Origin of the sequence: Corynebacterium lowii (genome assembly GCF_001412085.1) — a bacterium.
Taxonomy (GTDB): domain Bacteria; phylum Actinomycetota; class Actinomycetes; order Mycobacteriales; family Mycobacteriaceae; genus Corynebacterium; species Corynebacterium lowii.
In genome coordinates this window covers 377,923-399,671 of record NZ_LKEV01000001.1, presented here as the reverse complement: position 1 = coordinate 399,671, position 21,749 = coordinate 377,923, and the positions used below count along the sequence as shown (strand labels likewise).

The 21,749-nt window shown below is 63.6% G+C and carries 25 protein-coding genes; 3 read left to right on the top strand and 22 right to left on the bottom strand.

The window, feature by feature from the left end:
- Window positions 1-18: 18 nt before the first annotated feature.
- Complete coding sequence (locus tag Clow_RS01890) at window positions 19-1,695, top strand: hypothetical protein (RefSeq protein ID WP_055175464.1); 1,677 nt, start codon at window positions 19-21, stop codon at window positions 1,693-1,695.
- A gap of 22 nt (window positions 1,696-1,717) precedes the next feature.
- On the opposite strand, the gene Clow_RS11620 is transcribed toward Clow_RS01890, so the two are convergent.
- Window positions 1,718-2,344 (bottom strand): reprolysin-like metallopeptidase, encoded by a 627-nt coding sequence (locus tag Clow_RS11620; protein WP_156334534.1) that lies wholly within the window; start codon window positions 2,342-2,344, stop codon window positions 1,718-1,720.
- Window positions 2,345-2,542: 198 nt separating this feature from the next.
- Window positions 2,543-2,836 carry a DUF4229 domain-containing protein gene (locus tag Clow_RS01880; RefSeq protein WP_245625662.1) on the bottom strand — a complete coding sequence of 98 codons (294 nt, stop codon included), beginning with the start codon at window positions 2,834-2,836 and terminating at the stop codon, window positions 2,543-2,545.
- Window positions 2,837-2,880: 44 nt separating this feature from the next.
- Here Clow_RS01880 and Clow_RS01875 point away from each other — a divergent pair, with 44 nt between their 5' ends.
- Window positions 2,881-3,234: a hypothetical protein gene (locus tag Clow_RS01875; RefSeq protein WP_055175459.1), complete on the top strand. Its 354-nt coding sequence runs from the start codon at window positions 2,881-2,883 to the stop codon at window positions 3,232-3,234.
- Here the strand turns inward: Clow_RS01875 and rfbA are convergent.
- The 10 genes from rfbA to hemL form a co-directional block, all read right to left on the bottom strand.
- Window positions 3,231-4,109: a glucose-1-phosphate thymidylyltransferase RfbA gene (gene rfbA / locus Clow_RS01870; protein WP_055175456.1), complete on the bottom strand. Its 879-nt coding sequence runs from the start codon at window positions 4,107-4,109 to the stop codon at window positions 3,231-3,233. The two genes, Clow_RS01875 and rfbA, sit on opposite strands and share 4 nt — an antisense overlap.
- Entirely contained in the window at window positions 4,106-4,738 is a 633-nt protein-coding gene (gene rfbC / locus Clow_RS01865; RefSeq protein ID WP_055175453.1) for a dTDP-4-dehydrorhamnose 3,5-epimerase, read from the bottom strand. The genes rfbA and rfbC overlap by 4 nt, the downstream gene beginning before the upstream one ends.
- Window positions 4,739-4,748: 10 nt before the next feature.
- On the bottom strand, window positions 4,749-5,765 hold the full coding sequence (rfbB, locus tag Clow_RS01860; protein ID WP_055175450.1) for a dTDP-glucose 4,6-dehydratase: 1,017 nt from the start codon (window positions 5,763-5,765) through the stop codon (window positions 4,749-4,751).
- 21 nt (window positions 5,766-5,786) lie between these two features.
- Window positions 5,787-6,035: a helix-turn-helix domain-containing protein gene (locus tag Clow_RS01855; RefSeq protein WP_055176267.1), complete on the bottom strand. Its 249-nt coding sequence runs from the start codon at window positions 6,033-6,035 to the stop codon at window positions 5,787-5,789.
- Between the two features lie 454 nt (window positions 6,036-6,489).
- Complete coding sequence (gene ccsB / locus Clow_RS01850) at window positions 6,490-7,461, bottom strand: c-type cytochrome biogenesis protein CcsB (RefSeq protein ID WP_055175448.1); 972 nt, start codon at window positions 7,459-7,461, stop codon at window positions 6,490-6,492.
- Window positions 7,462-7,528: 67 nt separating this feature from the next.
- The gene (locus tag Clow_RS01845) at window positions 7,529-9,160 is read right to left on the bottom strand and encodes a cytochrome c biogenesis protein ResB (protein ID WP_055175445.1); all 1,632 of its coding nucleotides are present in this window, start codon (window positions 9,158-9,160) and stop codon (window positions 7,529-7,531) included.
- Between the two features lie 25 nt (window positions 9,161-9,185).
- Window positions 9,186-9,971, bottom strand: coding sequence for a cytochrome c biogenesis CcdA family protein (locus tag Clow_RS01840; RefSeq protein WP_055175443.1), 786 nt, complete (start codon window positions 9,969-9,971; stop codon window positions 9,186-9,188).
- 4 nt (window positions 9,972-9,975) lie between these two features.
- Window positions 9,976-10,626 (bottom strand): TlpA disulfide reductase family protein, encoded by a 651-nt coding sequence (locus Clow_RS01835; RefSeq protein ID WP_245625661.1) that lies wholly within the window; start codon window positions 10,624-10,626, stop codon window positions 9,976-9,978.
- A 2-nt stretch (window positions 10,627-10,628) separates the two neighbouring features.
- Entirely contained in the window at window positions 10,629-11,237 is a 609-nt protein-coding gene (locus Clow_RS01830; RefSeq protein WP_055175440.1) for a histidine phosphatase family protein, read from the bottom strand.
- A gap of 25 nt (window positions 11,238-11,262) precedes the next feature.
- A complete protein-coding gene (gene hemL, locus Clow_RS01825; RefSeq protein WP_055175437.1) occupies window positions 11,263-12,597 on the bottom strand; it encodes a glutamate-1-semialdehyde 2,1-aminomutase in 1,335 nt (444 codons plus the stop codon).
- 109 nt (window positions 12,598-12,706) lie between these two features.
- On the opposite strand from hemL, the gene Clow_RS01820 reads away from it, so the two are divergent.
- Window positions 12,707-13,195: a helix-turn-helix domain-containing protein gene (locus Clow_RS01820; protein WP_055176261.1), complete on the top strand. Its 489-nt coding sequence runs from the start codon at window positions 12,707-12,709 to the stop codon at window positions 13,193-13,195.
- Window positions 13,196-13,298: 103 nt separating this feature from the next.
- Here the strand turns inward: Clow_RS01820 and Clow_RS01815 are convergent, their stop codons facing one another.
- From Clow_RS01815 to Clow_RS01770, 10 genes are read right to left on the bottom strand one after another with little or no spacing between them, the layout of a single operon-like run.
- The gene (locus Clow_RS01815; RefSeq protein WP_055175434.1) at window positions 13,299-14,069 is read right to left on the bottom strand and encodes an ABC transporter ATP-binding protein; all 771 of its coding nucleotides are present in this window, start codon (window positions 14,067-14,069) and stop codon (window positions 13,299-13,301) included.
- Window positions 14,066-15,103: an ABC transporter substrate-binding protein gene (locus Clow_RS01810; RefSeq protein ID WP_055175431.1), complete on the bottom strand. Its 1,038-nt coding sequence runs from the start codon at window positions 15,101-15,103 to the stop codon at window positions 14,066-14,068. Before Clow_RS01810 ends, Clow_RS01815 begins: the two co-directional genes overlap by 4 nt.
- 30 nt (window positions 15,104-15,133) lie before the next feature.
- Window positions 15,134-16,165, bottom strand: a complete 1,032-nt coding sequence (locus Clow_RS01805) for a FecCD family ABC transporter permease (RefSeq protein ID WP_055175428.1) — start codon at window positions 16,163-16,165, stop codon at window positions 15,134-15,136.
- Window positions 16,155-17,012 (bottom strand): urea transporter, encoded by an 858-nt coding sequence (locus Clow_RS01800; protein WP_055175426.1) that lies wholly within the window; start codon window positions 17,010-17,012, stop codon window positions 16,155-16,157. The genes Clow_RS01805 and Clow_RS01800 overlap by 11 nt, the downstream gene beginning before the upstream one ends.
- Window positions 17,009-17,866: an urease accessory protein UreD gene (locus Clow_RS01795; RefSeq protein ID WP_082418464.1), complete on the bottom strand. Its 858-nt coding sequence runs from the start codon at window positions 17,864-17,866 to the stop codon at window positions 17,009-17,011. Before Clow_RS01795 ends, Clow_RS01800 begins: the two co-directional genes overlap by 4 nt.
- A 14-nt stretch (window positions 17,867-17,880) precedes the next feature.
- Window positions 17,881-18,510 carry an urease accessory protein UreG gene (ureG, locus tag Clow_RS01790; protein ID WP_055175422.1) on the bottom strand — a complete coding sequence of 210 codons (630 nt, stop codon included), beginning with the start codon at window positions 18,508-18,510 and terminating at the stop codon, window positions 17,881-17,883.
- 12 nt (window positions 18,511-18,522) lie between these two features.
- The gene (locus Clow_RS01785) at window positions 18,523-19,215 is read right to left on the bottom strand and encodes an urease accessory protein UreF (protein WP_055175419.1); all 693 of its coding nucleotides are present in this window, start codon (window positions 19,213-19,215) and stop codon (window positions 18,523-18,525) included.
- Complete coding sequence (ureE, locus tag Clow_RS01780; protein ID WP_055175415.1) at window positions 19,215-19,670, bottom strand: urease accessory protein UreE; 456 nt, start codon at window positions 19,668-19,670, stop codon at window positions 19,215-19,217. Before ureE ends, Clow_RS01785 begins: the two co-directional genes overlap by 1 nt.
- Before the next feature lie 9 nt (window positions 19,671-19,679).
- Window positions 19,680-21,395, bottom strand: a complete 1,716-nt coding sequence (gene ureC / locus Clow_RS01775; protein ID WP_211256920.1) for an urease subunit alpha — start codon at window positions 21,393-21,395, stop codon at window positions 19,680-19,682.
- An 8-nt stretch (window positions 21,396-21,403) separates the two neighbouring features.
- Window positions 21,404-21,742, bottom strand: a complete 339-nt coding sequence (locus Clow_RS01770) for an urease subunit beta (RefSeq protein WP_055175409.1) — start codon at window positions 21,740-21,742, stop codon at window positions 21,404-21,406.
- Window positions 21,743-21,749: the final 7 nt, after the last annotated feature.

The window sequence follows — 21,749 nt, the reverse complement described above, 5'->3', positions numbered from 1 at the left end:
ACCTGCTACTGTGGCGGCGTGACCCGTCTCATCGCTTCGCCGCGCCGCGCAGCCCTGCTCCTCGTGTTATTCCTGGGTACCGCCCTGCGCACGGCGGTGGCCGCACAAGGCTGGTTTTATTATGACGATCTCACCCTCTACGCCCAGGCCAGGGAACATAATTTCCCCGATCTAGGGCTGCTCTTCCAGGATCACGATGGGCACCTCATGCCTGGTTCCTGGCTCATCGTCTGGCTGCTCTCCCACCTCGCCCCGCTCAATTGGCCTGCGGCGGTAGCCGTGCTGGGGCTGGGAAACCTGGCGGCGGGGGCGTCGGTAGCCTGGGCCTATAGGCCACTGAGCCGCAGCCTTATACCCCTGGGTTTTTATCTGCTCACCCCCATCACGCTCACCACCTCCACGTGGCTGGCCTCTGCGGTGAATACCCTGCCTCTGCACATCGCACTCGCGCTGTGTCTGGGCTTTGCGCTGCGCGCCATGCAGGCCGCGCGCGACCCGTACCGGGGCTATAAACAAGCTGCCGCGCTCAGCCTCAGAGCGGGGCTGAGCCTACTAGGCGGTGCTCTTTTGAGCGAACGCGCCCTCTTCATCGCCCCCACCGTATTCCTGGTTTTGTGGTGCTGCGGGCAACTTCCCGGCCAAAAAAATCGCCGGGCCACGGCGGTGCTGGCGCTGTATTTGTGGCTGCCCACCCTGCTGTGGTTCGGCGTGTACGCGCTCAGCGTGGGCGACCCGCGCACCGCCCCCGCCAGCCCCCTGCCCTTTATCACCCATGGCTATGGGCTGGGCCTGCTGCCCACCCTGGCCGGCGGCCCCTGGCATTGGGAGCGCTGGCACCCCGGCCCGCCCTGGGCTGCCCCGGATACGGCGGTCATTCTGCTCGGAGCGGCATCGGGCTGCGCACTCCTGGCGCTCACCCTGCGCCGAGCCACCGCTTGGATTCCGGTACTACTTTATCCCCTCCTGCCCTTTGTGGCACTGGCCCTGGCGCGCTCGGGTCCGGATACCGCACTAGAGATCACCCAAACTCTGCGCCACGTGAGCGAGGTCGCAGTGCTCGCCGCTGTGGCCCTGGCCTATGCCCTCCCTGCGCGGCTCCCCCTGCCTGCCAAGGCCCCCATGGCCGTGTGGGTACTCTCTAGTCTGCTGAGCACCATCACATTCACCCAGACATGGGCTACACAGCCCGCCCGAGATTTCTTCCACGGACTCCGCACCTCTCTTCAAGGGCACGATACTCCATTGCTAAACCAAGATCTTCCGTTGGAAGTTCTACTACCGGTAACCAACCCCTATAATAAGCTCTCCGCTTACGGAGCCGCCCTGGGGATCCCCTCTCCCGTGGGGGAAACAACCTCCGAACCCATGGTCATCAGATCCGATGGCTCTCTCCTCCCCGCGCAGCTCCATGAAATGCGCACAACCATCTCCCGGCAACAGTGCGAGACAGAAACAGCATTACCCCTCGATGGCCCGCTACTGAACCGAGAGTGGGTGGTGCGACTCAATTATTTTTCCTCTGAGCCTGGAATCGGAGCGCTTTCTTTGGATGAAAAACTCGTGGAGTTTCCTGTTGAGGCAGGATTACATAGTGTGTACATACAAGTAACCGGGGGAGGTACCACACTCCATGCTTCCGCCCCCACAGCGTGTTTTGGTCGCAGTACTGTGGGGATCCTTATACCATCAGAATAATATTATTCTGATGGTATAAGGATTATTCAAAAGCAGGATTTCCCTGCATCACAGCAGCAACGTCCGTTGCCGTAGGAAGCAGTGTGACGGGCCCCCGAGTAGCACCAGATTTCATGATGTCACCTGCACAGCTATGAGCCAACCCCATCTGATGGCCCAACTCATGGGCAATGGTAAATACCCTACTCTCGGCACCGATCGTTGGCCGCAAGCGAAGATACGGCCTCTCAGTTCCCTGCCCACCAGCAGTCGCTACAGCACCCTGATTATTATCCTGCACACGGATATCCACAACGCCGTCACTCAACTCATCATGGTACTCGAACTTAATCTTCCCATCAGAAGCGTCCGTCCATGCCTGCGTGGCTTGTCGGATCTCCTTTCCATACAAAGCCTCCGCCCTATCGCTCACATACACATGGAGAGTGTCACCCTCCATAGAGGATGGCCTGTCGCGGAACCGGAACAAGGAAGGATCCGGCAACGGCTCACCAGCAGCGATAGCATTATGAGCTTCAGTGCACTGTGCCGACGTAATATGAGTGAAAAGGTCAGAACCAGCTTGAGCCGCAGGAACAGTGACAGCCATCGAAACCGATGCAAGGATTGCAGATAGAGTTACGGAACCATGCTTAACAGGATACTTCATCAGAATGAACCTCCATTGCAGACTACAAAAAAGAACATCAGTATAGCCTAAAATTCACGGAAATCAACCCCCACGTTTGAATTACCAGGGAAATTGTTCATCAAAAAGCGCCCATGCTTTCACACACTAAGCAATGAAGCAATCGTTAGCTAACCAATAGCCGCCCCACAAAAATACCCAAAGCAAAAATCGGAAGACCTAGCGCTCCGATAGCTCCTGAGCAATCCATTCCTTGCGCTCACGGCGGCGCTGTGCCCAAGCAGCTACGGCCTCATTGGCTTCTACACGCATGCGGGGGAAAATGAGCATGGAAAGCGGGAAGGCCACCAATAGCGCACCCGTGGCGGATACCAACAAGGGGAAGGGGCTGCCGATGAGCCAGGCGAGGAACTGAATGAGCACCGTAAGCACCACAAAAAGCCCCAGGCGGGCCAGCCCGTATTTCAATAGGGCACGGTTGGCCTTCTTGCGCAGCAACTGATCTTCACTCACCCCCTCCACGCTACTATGGTGGCAATGTCAAGGAGGAATGATACGTGGGTCGCCTAATACTTATTCTTCTCATCATCATCGCGCTGGTGCTGCTGTGGAAGGCCTTTGGCCCTAAAACCTGGAATCGCGGTACGGCCTTGAACCGCCTGAACCGCGTTCCGCAGCAGCCCGTGATTAAGGGACCGGACGATGATCCCGATTTCCTGTGGAACATCGACAAGCAGCGGTTTAAGGAGCGCCGCGCCCGCGAGCAGGCCGAGGAGGCCCGCCAGCAGGAGGAACAGCGCCGGACTCAGCGGCGCGATGTACAGAATCCCAGTGAGCAGAGTTCCGGCGAACAGAAGCCTGCGGAGGACGCTCAAGGCTCAGAGGAAGAACCCGAACCTCCCGAAAACTAAACCCCCGCCTCCCCGCGCCGCAGGATCTCCATGAGGTATTCCCCGTAGCCAGAGGCCCGGAGTTCCCCGGCGCGCGCCGCTAAGTCCTCGCTGGAAATGTAGCCCATGCGCCAGGCCACCTCCTCCGGGGCGCCGATTTTAAGCCCCTGGCGCTGCTCGATGGTGCGCACGAAGTCCCCCGCGGCCATGAGCATGTCCACGGTGCCGGTATCCAGCCAGGCCGTGCCGCGCGGCAGCACCTCCACCTGCAATTGTCCGCGCCGCAGGTACTCGTTATTCACGTCCGTGATCTCTAATTCCCCGCGCGCGCTGGGTTTCAAGTTCCGGGCGATCTCCACCACGGAGTTGTCGTAGAAGTACAGCCCCGGCACGGCAAAGTGTGAGCGCGGCTGCTGCGGTTTTTCCTCTAAGGCCGTGGCCCTGCCCTGCTCGTCAAAGGAAACCACGCCATAGGCCTGCGGATTGGCCACCCAGTAGGCGAAGATAGCCCCGCCCTCTACCTCGGTATAGCGGCGCAATTGGGTGCCCAGGCCCGCGCCGTAGAAGATATTATCGCCCAGCACCAGGGCCACGGAGTCGGTGCCGATGTGCTCGGCGCCGAGGCGGAAGGCGTCAGCAAGGCCGCGCGGGGCGTCCTGGGTGGCAAAGCTGAGCTGGATACCGAATTGGGAGCCATCGCCTAGCAAGCGCTCGAACTGGGGGCGATCCTCGGGCGTGCTAATCACCAGGATCTCGGTGATCCCCGCGAGCATGAGGGTGCTCAGGGGGTAGTAGATCATGGGTTTGTCGTACACCGGCACGAGTTGCTTGGATACCCCGTAGGTGATGGGCCGCAGGCGCGAGCCGGTACCCCCGGCCAGGATGATGCCCTTCACAGCCCGGCCTCCTCGTTAGCCACCGCCCAGGCGTTGCGCAGTTCCGTGTAGTAGGCGCGGGCTTCCTCCGCGCTGGGCAGATGACCGTCCTCTTCGGCCGTGGCCAGGCTGGGGGCCTGCTGGTCCTTGGAGGAGAGAATCGGCTGGCCGCCTGCCACAGGCCACTCAATCCCGATGGCGGGGTCGAGGGGGTCAATGCCGTGCTCCACCTCGGGGGCGTACTCGGAGGTGGTCAGGTACACCACGGTGGCGTCGCTCAGCGCCAGGAAGCCGTGGGCAAAGCCCGCCGGAATGTAGAGCCCCTGGCGGTTTTCCTCGCTGAGTTCAAAGCCCGCCCACTGGCCGAAGGTCTCGGAACCGGTGCGCACGTCCACCAGCACATCGAAGATCGCCCCCGCCGAGCAGGTGACCAACTTGGCCTGGCCGGGGGGCACCTCCGCGTAGTGCAGGCCGCGCAGCACCCCGGCCTTGGAGGTGGACATATTGGCCTGCTGCACGTCCAGGGGGTACCCCGTGGCCTGCTCAAACTCGCTGGCCTTGAACCATTCGTGGAAGGCCCCGCGGCGGTCGGGGTGGACGGTGGGCACCAGGCGCAGCGCGCCCTCACAACCTGCTATGGGTTCAAACATGCCCGCCATTCTAGTGCGGGAACTGCCGCTCGCCCTTGCGATAAGCGCTTTCCGACGCCGCGAAGGCCGCCTCCCACCACTGCGGGTTCTCCCGGTACCACTCCACGGTGGCGCACAGACCCTCGCGGAAGTCCCCGTGCCGGGGCTCCCAGCCCAGTTCGCGGGTGGAGGCGGGGTCAATGGCATAGCGGCGGTCGTGGCCGGGGCGATCGCTCACGTGGAGGAAATCATCGGGGTCGCGCCCAAAAATCTCGTTGAGTTCCCGCACCACCTCCATATTGCTGTGCTCCCCGTCCGCGCCGATGAGGTAGGTATTCCCTGGGGTACCGCGCTCGATGATGGTCCACACGGCGGAATTGTGATCCTCCACGTGAATCCAATCGCGCACGTTGCGGCCGGTGCCGTACACGCGGGGCGGCTCGTCCGCGAGGAGGTTGAGAATCTGGCGGGGAATGAACTTTTCCGGGTGCTGGCGCGGCCCGTAATTATTGGAGCAATTAGAGATGGTGGCCTCTAGGCCAAAGCTGCGCACCCAGGCCCGCACCAGGTGATCGCTGGCCGCCTTGGAGGCCGAATACGGGCTGGAGGGGCGATACGGGGTATCAGGGCGGAAGCGAGCGGGATCATCAAAGGCGAGATCCCCAAAGACCTCATCGGTGGAAACGTGGTGGAAACGCACCTTATAGCGTGCCGACGCCGCGAGCAGCACCGCCGTGCCCTCCACGTTGGTGCGCACGAAGTCTAACGGGGAATGCAGGGAGCGGTCATTATGGGATTCGGCGGCAAAGTGCACCACCAAATCCACCTGGGAGACCAGGGAATCCACCAAGTCCTCGTGAGTGATGGAGCCGCGCACGAAGCGCAGGCGAGTGGCGTCGTATGCCTCTAGCGCCCCCTGAAGGCTCGCGGGGTTCGCCGCGTAGGTCATGGCGTCTAAAACAATAAAAGAGTGCTGGGTATCAGCCAGAGCACCCAGCACAAAGTTGGAGCCGATAAAACCGGCACCGCCGGTGACCAGGATCTTCATGCTCACCAGGGTAACGGAGCCCTATTTATCCTCCACAAACTGCATGGAAAGCCGCAACTCCTGCGCCACGGCCACCACCTTTTCCCATCGCACCCCCGAGGCGCCGTGCTCGATAGCGTGCAGAGTGGAACGGGATACCCCCGCGCCATCAGCAACGTCCTGTTGCAAACGACCAAGCTGGCGTCTCCGCTCCGCCAATTGCGTACCCAGCACCAATAGTTCTGGTACGTCGCCGGCTGGCTTGCCAGCCTTACGCCGAGGTAACGCCACAGCCCTCACCCACCTCTTCCACACCTTATTTTATTCCAAGAGCACATTTTAATTTTCTTGCACTAAGACACTACACCGAAAGCGACACTTGGAGCCAATTTTTTCCACTTCCACTTTCTGTATACCAAAAAGTAGGAAGATCCGCTCGTTATAGAAAAATACCCCGCCTCCCAGCAGAAATGTCCAAGGTAGCACCCCTAACAGAAGGATGTACATATTTTCACACATAGACCACTGAGGTTTTGGAGAAGATATACAGAAAAATGTGTTTCATTGGCCAGACCAGAATACTATCCACGCCCAGAATCCGCCCCCTGAAAATACTTTGACACCCATTCTTGGAACACTTTGGTTCAATTTCCCACACATAAGAATCCTCATGCGGCCTCGCCCCCGTATCCCGCTCCTGCCCCTGCTGTCGCTCCCCCGGCGCCCCCTATCCCCCGAGTACTTCTTAGTTCAACCCGGCATAGGAGTGCAACCCCGAGACCACCAGGTTGATGAAGAGCAGGTTGAACACCATCGTGCTCATCGCCAGGATATTCACCCACGCGGCCCCCACCTTCCAGCCCGCCGTGGCGCGGGCGTGCAGGTAAGCGGCGTAGAGAATCCAGGAGATGAAGGAGAAGGTCTCCTTGGGGTCCCAGCCCCAAAAGCGAGTCCAGGCGTCCTCCGCCCAGATAGCGCCAAAGATGATGCCCATGCCCAGAATCGGCAGGGTGAACACGGCGAGCTTATAGGCGATGGCGTCGAGCTTGTCCGCCGTGGGCAGCGGGCGGGCCATCGCACCAAATACCCCGGCGATGCCGCCCTCGGCCTCCTTGCCGGGAGCCTGCCCCACGCGCAGCAGATACAGCAGGGAGAACACGCCGGAGACGATACCGATGGAGGCACCGGTGGAGACCGTGGTTACGTGCACCGGCAGCCAATAGGATTGCAGGGCCGGCACCACCGGGGCCGAATCCGCATAGAGTTTGGTGGCCCCCACGAACATGAGTACCAAAAGCGGCGTGAGAATCCAGGGCCATACCACTTGCTGGCCGCGGCGCTGTATCACAAAGGCCGCCACAACCAGGGTGATGCACGAGATCATCAGCACATACTCGTAGAGATTGCCCAGCGGAAAACGCCCAGCGGAGAGCCCTCGGGTGACCGCGGAGATCACGTGCAGGATGAGGCCCGTCCACACCAGGGCCTGTGTAGCTCCGGCCCATTTGCGCGCCTTTTCCTCCCGCTCGCTCAGCGTCATATCCCCCTCGCTGGGGTTCTTCACACTGGGGTCCTGCGCAACCAGGCGACGCAGGCGAATAATGGGCTGCATTTTCACGTAATAGAACAAGGAGGCCACCAAGGCCACCGCGTACACCAAAAACGCGGCCTGAAAGGTATTATCGGACAACCCCGCCAGGCTGGTATTCACAGACATTTTTAGGCTTCTTCCTCAACAAACTTCCCTGCACACTGATAGCAGACGCTACCAGAGGCATCGCGCTTTAATCCTCGCCGTCCTCGGCGTCATTTTCCTCCGGTAGATCCAGAATTCGGAGGCGCAGTACCTCAAACTCCGAACCCCATCCGGCGCGATCGGTGCGCGCCAATCCCGCCATTTCCACCAGGGTAGTCCCGCCCGCCGCCGGGCTGATACGCACCCAGATGCGGCGGCGCTTCACCATCAACGAGGCCACCAGGGAACCCAGCATCACCACGGCGGAGACGAGCACCCACACCTGGGTGGGGTCGGAGGCCACCACGTAATTGGCGTACTCATTAGCCCCCTCGAAGGTCACCACGGTGCCATCATCCAAGGTCACGGATTGACCCTGGCTGAGGTTCACGCGGTCGATCTTTTGGAGCTGCCCGGCGTGGATGAGGGCGGGGTCCAGGGTAAAGATGTTCTGCCCCACCCCGGTATCCAGACCGTTATCGCCCCGGTAGACGTCGATAGCCACGGCAGGATCGCGCAGCGTGGGGAAGGCCGAGGTAAGCAACTCCCCGTTTTCTCCCGACCATTGCGCAGTGGGGGCAAAGAGCCCCTGAATGGCCAATTGGTTCTGGCGGCGCTCGTAGAGGTCCGGGTACATGCCCGCCGGGGGGTCAAAGCGCATGGCCCCGGAGGAGAGGAAGAAGGTGGGATCGTCAGGACGCCACTGCAAGGTCTGCGTGCGCTTTTCCCCATTGGGCCAGGTGACGGTGAAGGTGGGGGCAAAACCGTGGCCCTGAAGGTAGAGGCGATCCCCAGCCATGCGCAGCGGGTGATTCACCTTGAGTTCGTAATCCTCCCAGGTGGCCGGGTCCTGGGTGATGGCCTCGCCCTCCGCATAGGAGATATTCGAGCTAAACATCTCCGCCTGGCCGCTGGGCAGGTAATCGGCGGTGAAGTCGTGGGCGTGGAAGCAGAAGGGGTTGAGCCCCGTGCCGTCGAAAAGCGGCCCGGCGCGGAAGGAATCGAAGTTAGCCGGGGAGGTATTGCAGAACTCCGTGGACTGATCGAGGGCCACCGTGTCATTGGAGCCCGATTCCGTCACCACAATCACGTGTCCCTCGTAGGAGACCAATTTGCCCAGCCCCACCGTGACCAGAAGCGCCACCAGGGAGAGGTGGAAGAGCAGGTTAAAGAACTCGTGTGCGTAACCGCGCTCGGCGGAAAAGGCCTGCTTGCCCGCGCGGTCCTCGGCGGGGCCGTACTCCGCCAGCCGCCAGCGGCGAAAACTGGCGCGCACCCTCTGCTCCATCTCGTCCGCGCTGAGTTCCACCTCGTCCGCGCTGTGCAGCGGCATGCGCTCTAGGCGCTTGGGCGGGCGCACCGGCGCGGTGCGCATGGCCTTGTAGTGCTCCCAGCTGCGCGGAATAATGCAGCCCACCAGGGAGATCATCAGCAGCACATAGATGGCGGTAAACCAGGTGGAGCTAAAGACGTCAAAGAGCTGAAGGCGGTCGTATATCTCCGCCAGCTTGCCGTTTTCCGCCAGGTACTCCTCCACATTGGCCATGCTGAGGTTGCGCTGCGGCAGCAGAGCACCGGGAATGGCCGCCACGGCCAGCAGGAAGAGCAGCACCAGGGCGGTGCGCATGCTGGTGAGCCAGTTCCAGGCGCGGCGCAGGTACCTCGCCACGTGCTTCATCATCTCTTTGCGTCCTCCTCGATCAGGCCTACACCAGGGTGGTGCCGTATTCCACGGTCCACTGCCGCACCCAGTTAATGAACTCCGCCCATACGCCGCTCACCAGGGCCAGGCCGACGAGCACCATGAGCACCCCACCGGCAATCTGGATGGCCCGGGTGTGGCGGCGCAGCCAACCCACCCCGCGCAGGGCCGCGCCCGACCCCAGGGCCAGCACGATGAAGGGCAGGCCCAGGCCCAGGCAATAGCCGATGATGAGGATGACCCCGCGCGCGGCGGTCATGCCCTCGGTGCCCGCGGACACGGCCATGATTGCCGTCAGGGTAGGCCCCAGGCAGGGCGTCCACCCCAGGGCAAAGACACCGCCGAGCAAGGGCGCTCCCACCCAGGTGGTCCAGCGCTTGGGGTTCATGCGGGTATCGCGCTGCAAGCCCGGCACCAGGCCCAAGAACACCAGGCCCATGAGGATGGTGACCACCCCGCCAACGCGCATGAGCGTTTCCGCCTGCACCGTGAGCACACTGATGGCTCCAAAAACCGCGACGGTGGTCAGCAAAAACACCACCGTAAAGCCCAGTACAAAGAGCACGGAGGCCAACACCACCGCCCACTGACGGTGCTTGCCCACCTGGGGGCCGTGCTCACCGGCATAATCCATCTCCCCGCCCACGGTGCCCGCGAGGTAGGAAAGATAGCCCGGCACCAGCGGCACCACGCACGGCGAGGCGAAGGACACCAATCCGGCCAGGGCCGCCGCCAGCACCCCGAGGATCAGCGGGCCGGAGGTCACGAGGTCAGCAAGTTGCTCTCCCACCGGGCTACTCCTGAGCGATCTGCTTCACGACGTCGATAAGCTCCCCCGCCGTGATCGCCCGCAGGAACACCGCTGCCGGGCGGTGCTCCCGATCGAGCACGATGGTGGTGGGCACGACGCTAGCCGGTACCCCGCCGAGGGCGGCGGCGGTGCGGAAGGGTGGGTCATACAGGGAGGGGTAGGTCACGCCGTTGTCTTTGACGAAGTCCTGGGCGATCTGGCGGTTATAATCGCGCACGTTAATGCCCAGAATCGTGGCGTCCAGGGGCTCGATGGCCTCCTGGGTTTCCTCTAGATCGTCCACCTCGGAGCGGCAGGGCGCGCACCACTGCCCCCAGGAATTGAGCACCACCACTTTGCCCTCAAAATCGGAAAGGGAAATCTGCGTACCCTCCTCCATGAGGGAATCCCCGGAGAAGTCCTGCACCGGCTGGCGTTCCGCCTGCTCGTAGAAAATCTCCGTGGCCCCGCCGGGAGAATAAAAGGAAAAGGAGCCCTCGCCCTGACTCACGGCGTTTTGCCCGGCGGTCTGATCGGCACTGCACCCCGCGGCGGTGAGAGCAAGGGCTATCGACGCCGCCAGCGCGGCGCGGCGGCCAGTGATGCGCCCGGTAATGCGCGCAGTACCGCGCGCCATGAAACGGCTCTGCGGCATTGCTAAATCTCCTGCGCGGGCTCGCTATAGCGGTGCTCCACCAGTTGCTCATCCTGGAAGATGAGGGAGGTCACCGAGGCCAAATCGCAGCGTCGCGTGGCCGGGTTATGGGCCAGGGGCTTGCCCGCCGCCCAGCGCTGCACCATCACGATGGGCAACTGATGGCTCACCACGATGGCCTCGTGGCCCTCGGCGGCTACTCGGGCGCGCTCAATGGCGGCCCGCATGCGCTCCAAGATCACGTCGTAGTGCTCGCCCCAGCTGGGCAGGGTGGGATTGACCATGAGCGGCCAGCGCACCGGATTCCACAACTGAGAGCGCAGCCCCTTCACACGCAGCCCCTCAAAGCGATTGCCCGCCTCTAGAACACCCTCCTCGGTGCGTACCTCGCAGCCGGTGATCTGGGAGATCGGGGCGGCGGTCTCCTGGGCGCGCTCCAAGGGAGAGGCCGCCAGGTAGGTCACATCGTGGCCCTCGAAGGAACGCGCGGTGCGCGCCGCCTGGCTCTGGCCGCGCGAGGAAAGGTAATAGCCCGGCATACGGCCATAGAGAATCTTGGCGGGGTTATATACCTCGCCGTGGCGTACCAGGTGAACGATGGTTGTGCTCATGGAGTGCTTTCTCTTATGGGTTGCCTTACGCGGTAGCCCCAGAAGCTTCCGTGGCCGCAGCGGCCGCCTTGGCGGCGGGAATCAGGGCGCGCTCGATCCGCTCAAAATCATCGTCGCTCAGCGCGCTGGACACAAACCACGTCTCAAAGACGCTCGGCGGGGCGTACACCCCGGCGTCGAGAAGCGCGTGGAAGAAGGGCGGATAGCGGAAGGTATCGGCGGCCTGCATGTCCTGGAAATTGCGGCCCTCGCCCTCGGCAAAACGCACCGAAAGCATGGTGGCGGCGCGCTGGATATGGTGCGCCACCCCCTCGCGTTCCAGGGCCTCGTGCAGCAGCGCAGCCAGGCGGTTAGCATGCGAGCCCACGGCGTCATAGACCTCCTCGGTGGCCGCGCGCAGGGAGGCCAGGCCCGCGGCCACCGCCACGGGATTCCCCGAAAGGGTGCCCGCCTGATACACCGGCCCCAGCGGGGCCAGGTGCTCCATCACGTCCCTGCGCCCACCAAAGGCCGCCGCAGGCAAACCACCGGAGACCACCTTGCCAAAGGTCACGAGGTCACCGGCCACCTGATCCACGCCATACCAGCCGTTATAGGAGGTGCGGAAGCCCGTCATCACCTCGTCCAGAATCAACAGTGCCCCGTTGGCGTGGGCAATCTCCTTGAGCTTGGCATTAAAACCCGGCTCCGGGGCCACCGTGCCCATATTCCCCGCCGCGGCCTCCGAAATAATCGCCGCGATCTCGCCGGGGTGCTCGGCAAAGGCCCGCTCCACCGCTGCCACATCGTTATAAGGAACCACGATGGTATCGGCCGCCGAGGCTCCCGTGACCCCCGGAGAATCCGGCAGCCCAAAGGTGGCCACCCCGGAACCCGCCGAGGCCAGCAGCGCATCGACGTGCCCGTGATAGCAGCCCTCAAACTTCACGATCTTTGCCCGGCCCGTATAACCGCGGGCCAGGCGCACCGCGGACATCGTGGCCTCCGTACCGGAGTTCACCAGGCGCACCTGCTCGGCGGCGGTACGCTCCACGATGGTCTGTGCCAACTCCACCTCAGCTATCGACGGCGCGCCGAAGGACAACCCGTGCGTAGCGGCCTCCTGCACCGCCTGCACGATGGAGGGCAGGGCGTTCCCCATGAGCATCGGCCCCCAGGAACACACGAGATCCACGTACTCATTGCCATCGACGTCGATGAGGCGAGAGCCCTTGGCCTCCTTAATAAAGCGCGCCTGGCCGCCCACCGAGCCGAAGGCCCGCACCGGGGAATTGACGCCGCCGGGGATGAGATTGGAGGCGCGCTCGAACCAGCGCGCGGATTCGGCGGTGTGGGCAGAAGAGGCGTGGAGGTCAGTCATGGGGGCCATTGTAGGTTCGGATAGGGCAACAGTGGGAGTCTTGGTGGTGAGGCAGTGCCCTTGGCCATGTCTTGCGATTTTTTCGTTTTTGCACGCTAGGCTTCAGCGCATGAATACAACGCTCCCTCCCACCGATCTAACAGGCATGAAAAAACTCAGCGCGTTCCTTGAGAGCCTTAGCGAACCAGCCACCTTAATCAGCTCTGACGGCGAGACCATGCCGCTCCCCTCGGAAGTCTCTAGCATCCTGAGCATGGTCGCCAAGAGCATGGAAAATGGCAAGGCTGTCACCGTAGCCCCGATTGACCAACAAATAACCACCCAAGAAGCCGCCGATTTCCTGGGCATAAGCCGCCCTACCCTTATTAAGCTCCTTGATAAAGGCGAGTTACCGTACCACCGCTCTTCTGGTGGGAGGCACCGAAAGCTCCTCTTACAGGACGTGATGGATTATCAAGAGAGCACTAGGAAGAAGCGCAGAATAGCGCTTGACGCCCTGACCGCTGAGGCATATGCCGCAGGTCTCTACGACGCCACAGCCGATACCTACAAAGAGGCACTACACCAAGTACGGAGAGAGATTCAAAAAGATTCTTAATCCTGCCCCATCTCCTAGGACATACGTGCTACACTAACGGCGTATTCCCCCTCGCACTCTAAGGTATCCGTCTTAAAGCGGTGTCCGGCGTTGGGGGTTATTTTTATTCCCTCCCCTCCCCCGGCTCAAAGAGCAACTGCACCGTATCCCCCATCTCCACGCGGTGCACCCCCAGCCCATAGACCTCCCCCACCAACGCCGGGTCAAGCACCTCCCCCGGCGTTCCCTCGGCCCGCACACGCCCTTTGTCGAGCAGCACCAGCCGGTCGCAGTAGCGGGCCGCCAGGTTGAGGTCATGCAGAATCACCACCACGGTGGCCTCTAATCCCCGAATCAGGGCCATCACCTCGTGCTGATAGCGCACATCAAGGTGGTTAATCGGCTCGTCAAGCAGGATATAGGGCGCACGCGCCGCCAACGCCCGCGCGATGGATACTCGTTGGCGCTGTCCGCCAGAGAGTTCGGCTACGCGACGTCGCCCGTGGCCCGCGAGCCCTACCTGGTGGAGCGCAGTGGCGGCGATCTTTTCGTCGATAGCTCCGGTGCGTTGGAAGTCCCGCAGGTGGGGGCTGCGGCCCAAAAGCACCATCTCGGCGGCGCTGAGCCCCAGGGCTAGTTCGCTTTCCTGGGCCACCACGGCGATGGCCCGCGCCCTTTCCTTGGGACGCAGCGCGGTAAGTGGCACGCCGTCTACCTCCACGGTGCCGCCGGTGGGGTGAAGCGCGCCGCTAAGCAGGCCTATCAGGGTGCTTTTGCCGCTGCCGTTGGGGCCGATGATGCCCAGCACCTCGCCGTCGTGGGTACGCAGGGAGACGTCGCTGAGCACCGGGGCGTCGGTACCGTAGGCAAAGCTCAACCCCTGGGCGGCTATCACGGGTGGAACCTCTCCACGATATTTTCCAGGCCCTGCACGGTCAGGGGGGTTCCGGGTTCGGTGTAGTTCATCAACTGCACCATCACGTTGCCCTCGCGCACGGCTCTGAGTTCATCGGCTCCAGGCAGTTCTTTCAGAGCCTCGGCCACCTGGGCTGGGTCACCGGTGCTGTGGAGAAGCACGATCACGTCCGGGTCTCGGCGGATGAGTTCTTCCACGTTGATCTCCGCGACGCGCTCGGCCATATCCCCAAAGACGTTGCTCATGCCCGCGGCCTCCAACTGAGGCGTGGCCATAGAGCGCTGCCCATAGGCGAAGGTGGCTCCCCCGCCCACGGTGGGATAGAGCACGGCAGCGGTGGTGGGCTTATCCGGGCGAGTATCGGCCTGGGCGCGCTCGGTGGCGGCCGCCACGCGCTCGCGCAAACCCTCGTTGACCTGCTCGGACTTATCCGTGACCCCGTAAATCTCGCCGTAGAGATTCACCTGCTCATACACGTCCTCCATGCTGGCGGGCGTGGTGCGGGAGTGGCAGAAGATCGGCTCGATCACCTCCGGGATTCCCGCTTTATCCAGCGATTCCCGATCCACGTTGTCCAGGTGCCCGAATACGGCATCGGCCCCCTGGGCGAGCACCACATCCTTGGAAAGTTGAATGTGGCCGGTGCCGTCCACCTGATCGGTCAGCGAGTTCATGGCGGCCAGTTGCTCGTTCTCCTGCGCGGTGTAGTACTGCTCGGGGTAAGCCCCGGCGCGAGCGCTCACGCTGCCCAGCACACCCAGGGCGCTCAGCGTGGATACCGGGGCGCTATCGAGCAGCAGGGCGTTGCTGGGCGGGGCGGTAAAGGTGACGTCCTGCCCGCAGTTATGCACGGTCACGGGATAGTTCCCACCCGCCTCGGCGGCCTCCTGCGTCTGTGTCCCGCCCCCGGCGCAGGCACTCAAACCCAGGCTCAGCGCCACGGTGCCCACTGCCACCACCGTGCGCGCGGGGCGTCGTACCGTGCAAAGCCCTATGCGAAGAAAATCCATCATCTCTCCTCCTCTATCCATTTTCCGCGCGCCCTAGTAGGCCGCGCTGCCTTTACGAATAACGCTCCACAGGAAGGGCGCGCCGATCATCGCGGTAATCACTCCCACGGGAATCTCCCTGGGTGAAAGCACCATGCGGGCCAGAATGTCCGCGCTCACCACCAGCACCGCCCCCATCAGCGCGGAGATCGGCACCACGTAACGATGGGCCGATCCCACCGCGCGCCGGGCCAGGTGCGGCACCACCAGCCCCACGAATCCGATGCTTCCCGACGCCGCCACCAGCACCCCCACGCACGCCGCCACCAGCACGAGCAGCCAGGCGCGCAGGCGGTGCGGGGAATAGCCCACGGCGTGCGCGGTGGTATCCCCGATAGCCAGGGCGTCGAGTTGGCGGGCGTTGAGCGTCAGCAGCGCCACTACCACGAGGGTGACCACCACGGCCACCGCCAGCGGCGAGTTCCCCTGCGCCAATCCCAGGGAGCCGAGCAACCAGAACATCACCGAGCGAGTGCCCTCGGTGTTGCCCACCGCCATGATGAGAAAGCTCGTGAGCGCGGAGAGCGCGTAACCCACCGCCACCCCGGAGAGCACCAGGCGCAGCGCTGTTAAAGCACCCCCGGCGCGCGCGGTGGCATAAACCACCAACCCCGCCGCCAGAGCGCCGAGAAAGGCCATCACTTGCAGGGCGTGTTCCATCCACCCCACCCCAAAGCCCAGCAAGATCGCCAGCGCTGCACCGCAGGAGGCACCCGCGTTGATGCCCAAAAGTTGCGGATCAGCGAGGTCATTGCGCACCATCGCCTGAAGGGCCGCACCGCAGGCACCCAGACCCGCACCCACCACGAGGCCCAGGAGCACCCTGGGCAGCCGCACCTGCCACACGATCGTGGCCTGCGCCCCGGTTCCACCGCCGCTGAGCACGGTGTAGAGGGTTTCGGGGCTGAGCACCACCGAGCCCAATGCAATCCCCAGGGCCACCGCCACGCATAGCGCCGCGAGCAGCCCCAGGCTCCAATAGCGGGCACGTGAGCGCGTGGCCCGCATACCCAGATCATCGACCATGCCGTAATCCTTGCACAGCCAATACCACCCAGGTAGCCAGCACGAAGGGCCACGTGAGCACCGGCCAGCCCGCCAGGGTCATGGCCGCCTGAATGAGCAGGGCCAAGGCAACGGCGGCGGTGGCGGGGATTACACGGTGATTCCCACCACCGCGCCCCTGGGGAGGGGTGAAAGTGGCTCCCACGGCGATGGCCGCCAGCAGGGCGCAGTAACTCCACACCCCGGTGTGGAACTCCGCCAGCGGGATAGCGAGCAGGCAGACCACCGAGACCGCCGCCCCACCAAGCCCCCAGGCGGCGGCGCGCCACGAGCCCAGGGCGAGACCGAGGAGAATGAGCAGGCCGGGAAGCCACCCGGAGCCCAGGCTCACCTGGGCGAAGGCGGAGGCCACGCCGCCGAGTACGCCGCCGACGGCGCCCTCAGAAGCACCGGCAGGCGGCAGCACCAGGGCATAGACCATACCCACCGCGCAGAAGGGCGCGGTGAGCACCGGCAAACCAGCCCTTCCTACAACGCCTTCCAGCAACCATTGCAGACCCACCGCGCAGCACACCCCCAGCAGCAGCCACCCCAAGCCGGGCAGACTCAGCCCGCAGCGGGCGGTCACCAGCGCCCCGATGAGCGCGCCGTTATAGCCCCACAGTCCCTCGCGCACCTGAGCCAAGCGCGCCGAGCAGGCCGAACATCGCAGAAACAACAAACCCAACCCACACCCCACCGCCGCCCCGAGCACAGCCCCGGCAGCCAGCACCGGCGACACCAGGGCCAGGGCCACGGCAATCACCAGCCCCGTCATCCAGGAAGGCACCAGGTATATCTGCGCCAGGGAAGTCAAAACCGCTCTCATTGGTACTTCCTCATCTCTATGGGGCCCTGGCCGCGCAGGTGCGCGCGCAAGCAAGCGCTCACGGCGGCGTGAAGCTCGCGGATCTGCCCGGTGCTGTGGGCCAGGGTGCGAATCACTATTCCGGTTGGCAGCCCCGGCCCCTCCACCAGGCGGCTGATTCCGCTGCGTGCCCCCGAGGAATCCTCACGCACCAGGGCCGCGATCTCTTCGAGAAAAGAAGGGGCCAGGTGGGCGTCGATAGCCATGAGCGTGCCGGCATGCGTATAGCCCTCCATGTAACCCAGCCCGGTCACCCCCTCGCCGGGCAGCAGGCGCAGGTGATCCACCGCCAGCCTGCGCCCGCTACAGCGCACTTCAGTGCACAGGCTCAGTTCCTCCCAGCCGAACTCCGAGCCGTCGGGTGCCCAGCCGGGGGTCACGATGTCGGTGAGCAGCAGGCTGGACTCGGGGTGCATGTCCACCGTGGTGCGCTGGCGGTAGCGCCCCTGCCGGTACATGATGAGCTGGTCAGGCACGTATTCCAGCACCGCTCCCCGGGCCAGGCGCACGTTCATCTCCTGGGTGGCGGGGCCTTGGGGGCTGCGGTAGACCTTGGTGGCTGATTGGGTGCTCAGCAGCAGGGAGGCTCCTTGTTCCACCTCAATGCCCAGGCGGTAGGAATCGCCGCCCAGGAAGCCACCACCGGGGTTGAGCACCGTGTACATCACCTGCCCGGATTCATCCAGGTAATGTGGCCGCATGACGCTGAGCGCCCCGCGATGGTACTGGCGGGTGGCCACGCTGCGCTGCCCCTCGGCGCCGGGGCGCAGCGCCACGCCAAGGTCCAGCTCTCCGGTGTGGCTTATCGACGTCACGGCGGCCCCACTCCCTAGCGCAGGTCCAGCATGAGCACCTCATGCCTGATCCAGTCCAGCACCGTATCCAGGCCCTCATCGGTGCGCAGATTGGTGAGCGCGAAGGGCTTATCGCGGCGGAACTCGCGGGCATCGGCCACCATGACGTCCAGGTTCGCCCCCACGTAGGGGGCCAGGTCCGTTTTATTAATCAAGAAAAGATCGGATTTAATCATGCCCTGGCCCGCCTTGCGGGGAATCTTCTCCCCCTGGGCTACGTCGATGATGTAGATGGAAAAGTCCACCAGCTCCGGGGAGAACGTGGCCGAGAGGTTATCTCCGCCCGATTCGATGAACACGAGGTCAAGATCCGGGAACTTCTCTTGGAGTTGCCTCACGGCGGCCTCATTCATGGAGGGGTCCTCGCGGATAGCGGTGTGCGGGCAACCGCCGGTCTCAATGCCCACGATGCGCTCGGGGTCCAGCACGCTATTGCGGGCCAGGATCTTGGCGTCCTCGATGGTGTAGATGTCATTGGTGATGGCCGCCATCGAGAGTTCCCCGGCCAGGGCGCGGGTGATGCGCTCCACCAGTTGCGTTTTACCGGCACCCACCGGTCCTCCGATGCCAATGCGCACCGGGGCGTTTTGAACATTATCTGCCATGATTTTCTCCTTCTAACTCATAAACATGCGGGCGCGCTGCGCCTCGTGCTTCATCTGGGCGATTTCTAGCCCCGGCGGCATGGCGCCAAGATCCTCGCGGGTGAGTCCCGCTGACTCTGCCACCGCGCGGGCCACCCAATCCCGCGCGCTGGCGATGATCCGCTGCCCGGCGTCCTGGCCCAGGGGCACCCCGCGCACGGCGTTCTGGGTGAGGGATATGACCGTGGCGTGCAGGTGCACCGCCACGGCCTCCTCCTCGGGTATACCCCACTGGCGACAGGCCAGCCCCCAGGTCACCGACTGCTGCCCATAGGCGCGCCCCTCCTCTACCGCTTGGGCGTAGGGGCTCAGCCAGGGGCCGGGGTCCGATTGCGCGGCGAGGCTCAGCAAGCGGGTGCCCATCGTGATTCCGGCGCGGCGCACCTCGGCGGGCAGGGTGGCGGCGGTGGCGAGATCGTCGAGGTCAATCACCTCCGCCATATCCACCGGCTCGCTCAGGCGATACACCTCCCGCACGATCACGGCCTCCGTGGCGGTCAATTGGGCGCGCACGAACATCTCCAACCAGGCCCCGAACTCCTCCGGGCCGCCGATCTCCCCGGAGTCCACGTAACTCTCAAAGCCCAGGGAATGACTAAAAGCCCCGGTGGGCAGGGCGGAGTCCGCCATCTGCATGAGCGCCAGGCGGGAGTTCAGGCCCATCATCAGTGGGTGTGCTCGGCGTGGCGGAAGGGCACCGGCATCACGCGCTCCTCGCGCCGGTAGGGCACCCCGTGGTGTTCCAGAAAATCCACCACCGTGGAATCCCATTGCACGATCATCTGCTCGCCCTCAAACTGCGCGGGCAGGTGCCGGTTGCCCAGGGCGTGCGCCACCCGGCCCATCTCCCCGATACCGCGCGGGCTCATCACCAGCACATCGCTGGCCTGTGCCTTCACGACGATCGCGTTGCCCTCCTCTTTCAGCAGCACGTCGCCGTCGCGCAGGTCGGGGTGGCCCGCGGGCAGGCGCAGCCCCACCTCGGTGCCGTGGTCGGTGCGCAGACGCTGGGTGCGCTTGGTGCGCGCCTGATCGTCAAGCCACACCACCTCGCGGTGGATACCTGCGGGAATAAACGCGGGATCGTCGTAAGTATTTCCCAGAATCGAGGTAATAATCATCGGTGCTCCTTAGAAGAGGAAGTAGCGCTGCGCCAACGGCAGACGTTCGGCGGGCTGGCTGGTGATGAGTTCTCCATCCACGCGCACCTCGTAGGTTTCCGGGTCCACGGTGAGGTGTGGGGTGGCGTCGTTGAGTTTGAGGTCTTTCTTGCTGAGGCTTCGGATACCGGAGCAGGCGCGAATCTGCTTGCGCAGGCCCACTTTGTCCGGCACTCCGGCAGCCACGGCGGCCTGGGAGAGGAAAGTGATCGAGTTATGCTGCGGGGCGCTGCCGTAGCCGCCGAAGGCATAGCGATACAGGCCGGGCTGCGGGGTGGGAATAGAGGCGTTCGGGTCACCCACCACGCTGCTCACGATCTGCCCGCCCTTGATGATGGCGTCCGGCTTGGCGCCGAAGAACTTGGGCTCCCACAACACGAGGTCGGCAAACTTGCCCACCTCCACCGAACCCACGGAATCGGCAATGCCCTGGGCGATGGCGGGGTTGATGGTGTACTTGGCGATGTAGCGGCGTATCCGCAGGTTATCGCCTTGCTCTCCGCTTTCGACGTCGCCCGCGAGGCGTCCGCGCTGACGTTTCATGGAATCGGCCACCTGCCAGGTGCGCAGAATCGTCTCCCCCACGCGCCCCATCGCCTGCGAATCGGAGGAGGTGATGGAAAAGACCCCGAGGTCGTGCAGCACGTCCTCCGCCGCGATGGTCTCGGTGCGAATGCGCGAGTCCGCAAAGGCCACGTCCTCGGGGAGATCGGGGCGCAGGTGGTGGCACACCATGAGCATGTCCAGGTGTTCCTCGGCGGTATTGCGCGTGTACGGCAGGGTGGGGTTCGTAGAGGCCGGGAGCACGTTGCTATCCCCGGCCAGCGTGATGATGTCCGGGGCGTGCCCGCCGCCCGCGCCCTCGGTGTGGAAGGTATGAATCACCCGTCCGCCGATGGCCTCGCGGGTGGACTCCACAAAGCCGGCCTCGTTGAGAGTATCGGTGTGAATGGCCACCTGGATGTCGTATTCCTCGGCCACGCGCAGGGAAAGGTCGATGGTGGAGGGGGTGGCTCCCCAATCCTCGTGCACCTTGAGCCCGATGGCCCCGGCCTCGATCTGCTCGGCCAGAGCACGGGTGTGGGTGGCGTGCCCCTTACCCAGCAGGCCGAAGTTCATGGGGAAGGCCTCGAAGGAGCGCAGCATAGCCGCGATATTCCAGGGGCCGGGGGTGATGGTGGTGGCCTTGGTGGACTCCGAGGGGCCGGTGCCGCCGCCGATCATGGTGGTGATCCCGGAGGTCAGGGCCGTTTCAATCTGATCGGGGCTGATGAAGTGAATGTGGGTATCAATGCCCCCTGCGGTAAGAATCTTGCCCTCTCCGGCGATCACGTCGGTGGAGGTGCCAATCGGAATGGTCACATCGTCCATCATGTCCGGGTTGCCCGAGTGCCCGATTCCGCAGATGTGCCCATCGCGCACCGCCACATCGGCCTTGTAGATGCCGGTGTAATCAATCACCAGGGCGTTGGTTATCACCAGATCCGGCATCTGGGCATCGTCATCGCGGCGATGTTCGCCGTTTTGCCCCATGCCCACGCGGATCATCTTGCCGCCACCAAAAACGGCCTCTTCACCATCGGCGGTGAGATCGCGCTCCACGCGGGCAAAGAGCTCGGTATCGCCTAGGCGCACCATATCCCCCACGGTGGGACCGTAGAGGGCGGCGTGCTGAGCGCGGCTCATTTGAAAGCTCACCGTTGCTCCCCCTTATCCACTGAGCCCTTATCCACCGGCCCATTGAACTGGTTGCGGAACCCTCGCACCACGCGGTTTCCGCCCAATTCGATGAGCCCCACGGTGGTGCTATCCCCCGGTTCCAGGCGCACCGCGGTTCCCGCCGGAATGTCGAGGCGGCGGCCCAACGCGGCGCGGCGGTCGAAGTCGAGGGCCGGGTTGGCCTCGGCAAAGTGATAATGGGACCCCACCTGCACCGGACGATCACCGGTGTTCTTTACCTCAATGGTGATGGCCTCCTTACCCTTGTTATAGATCAGCGGTTCTTGTACCAACGCATATTCACCAGGTATCACTTCATAC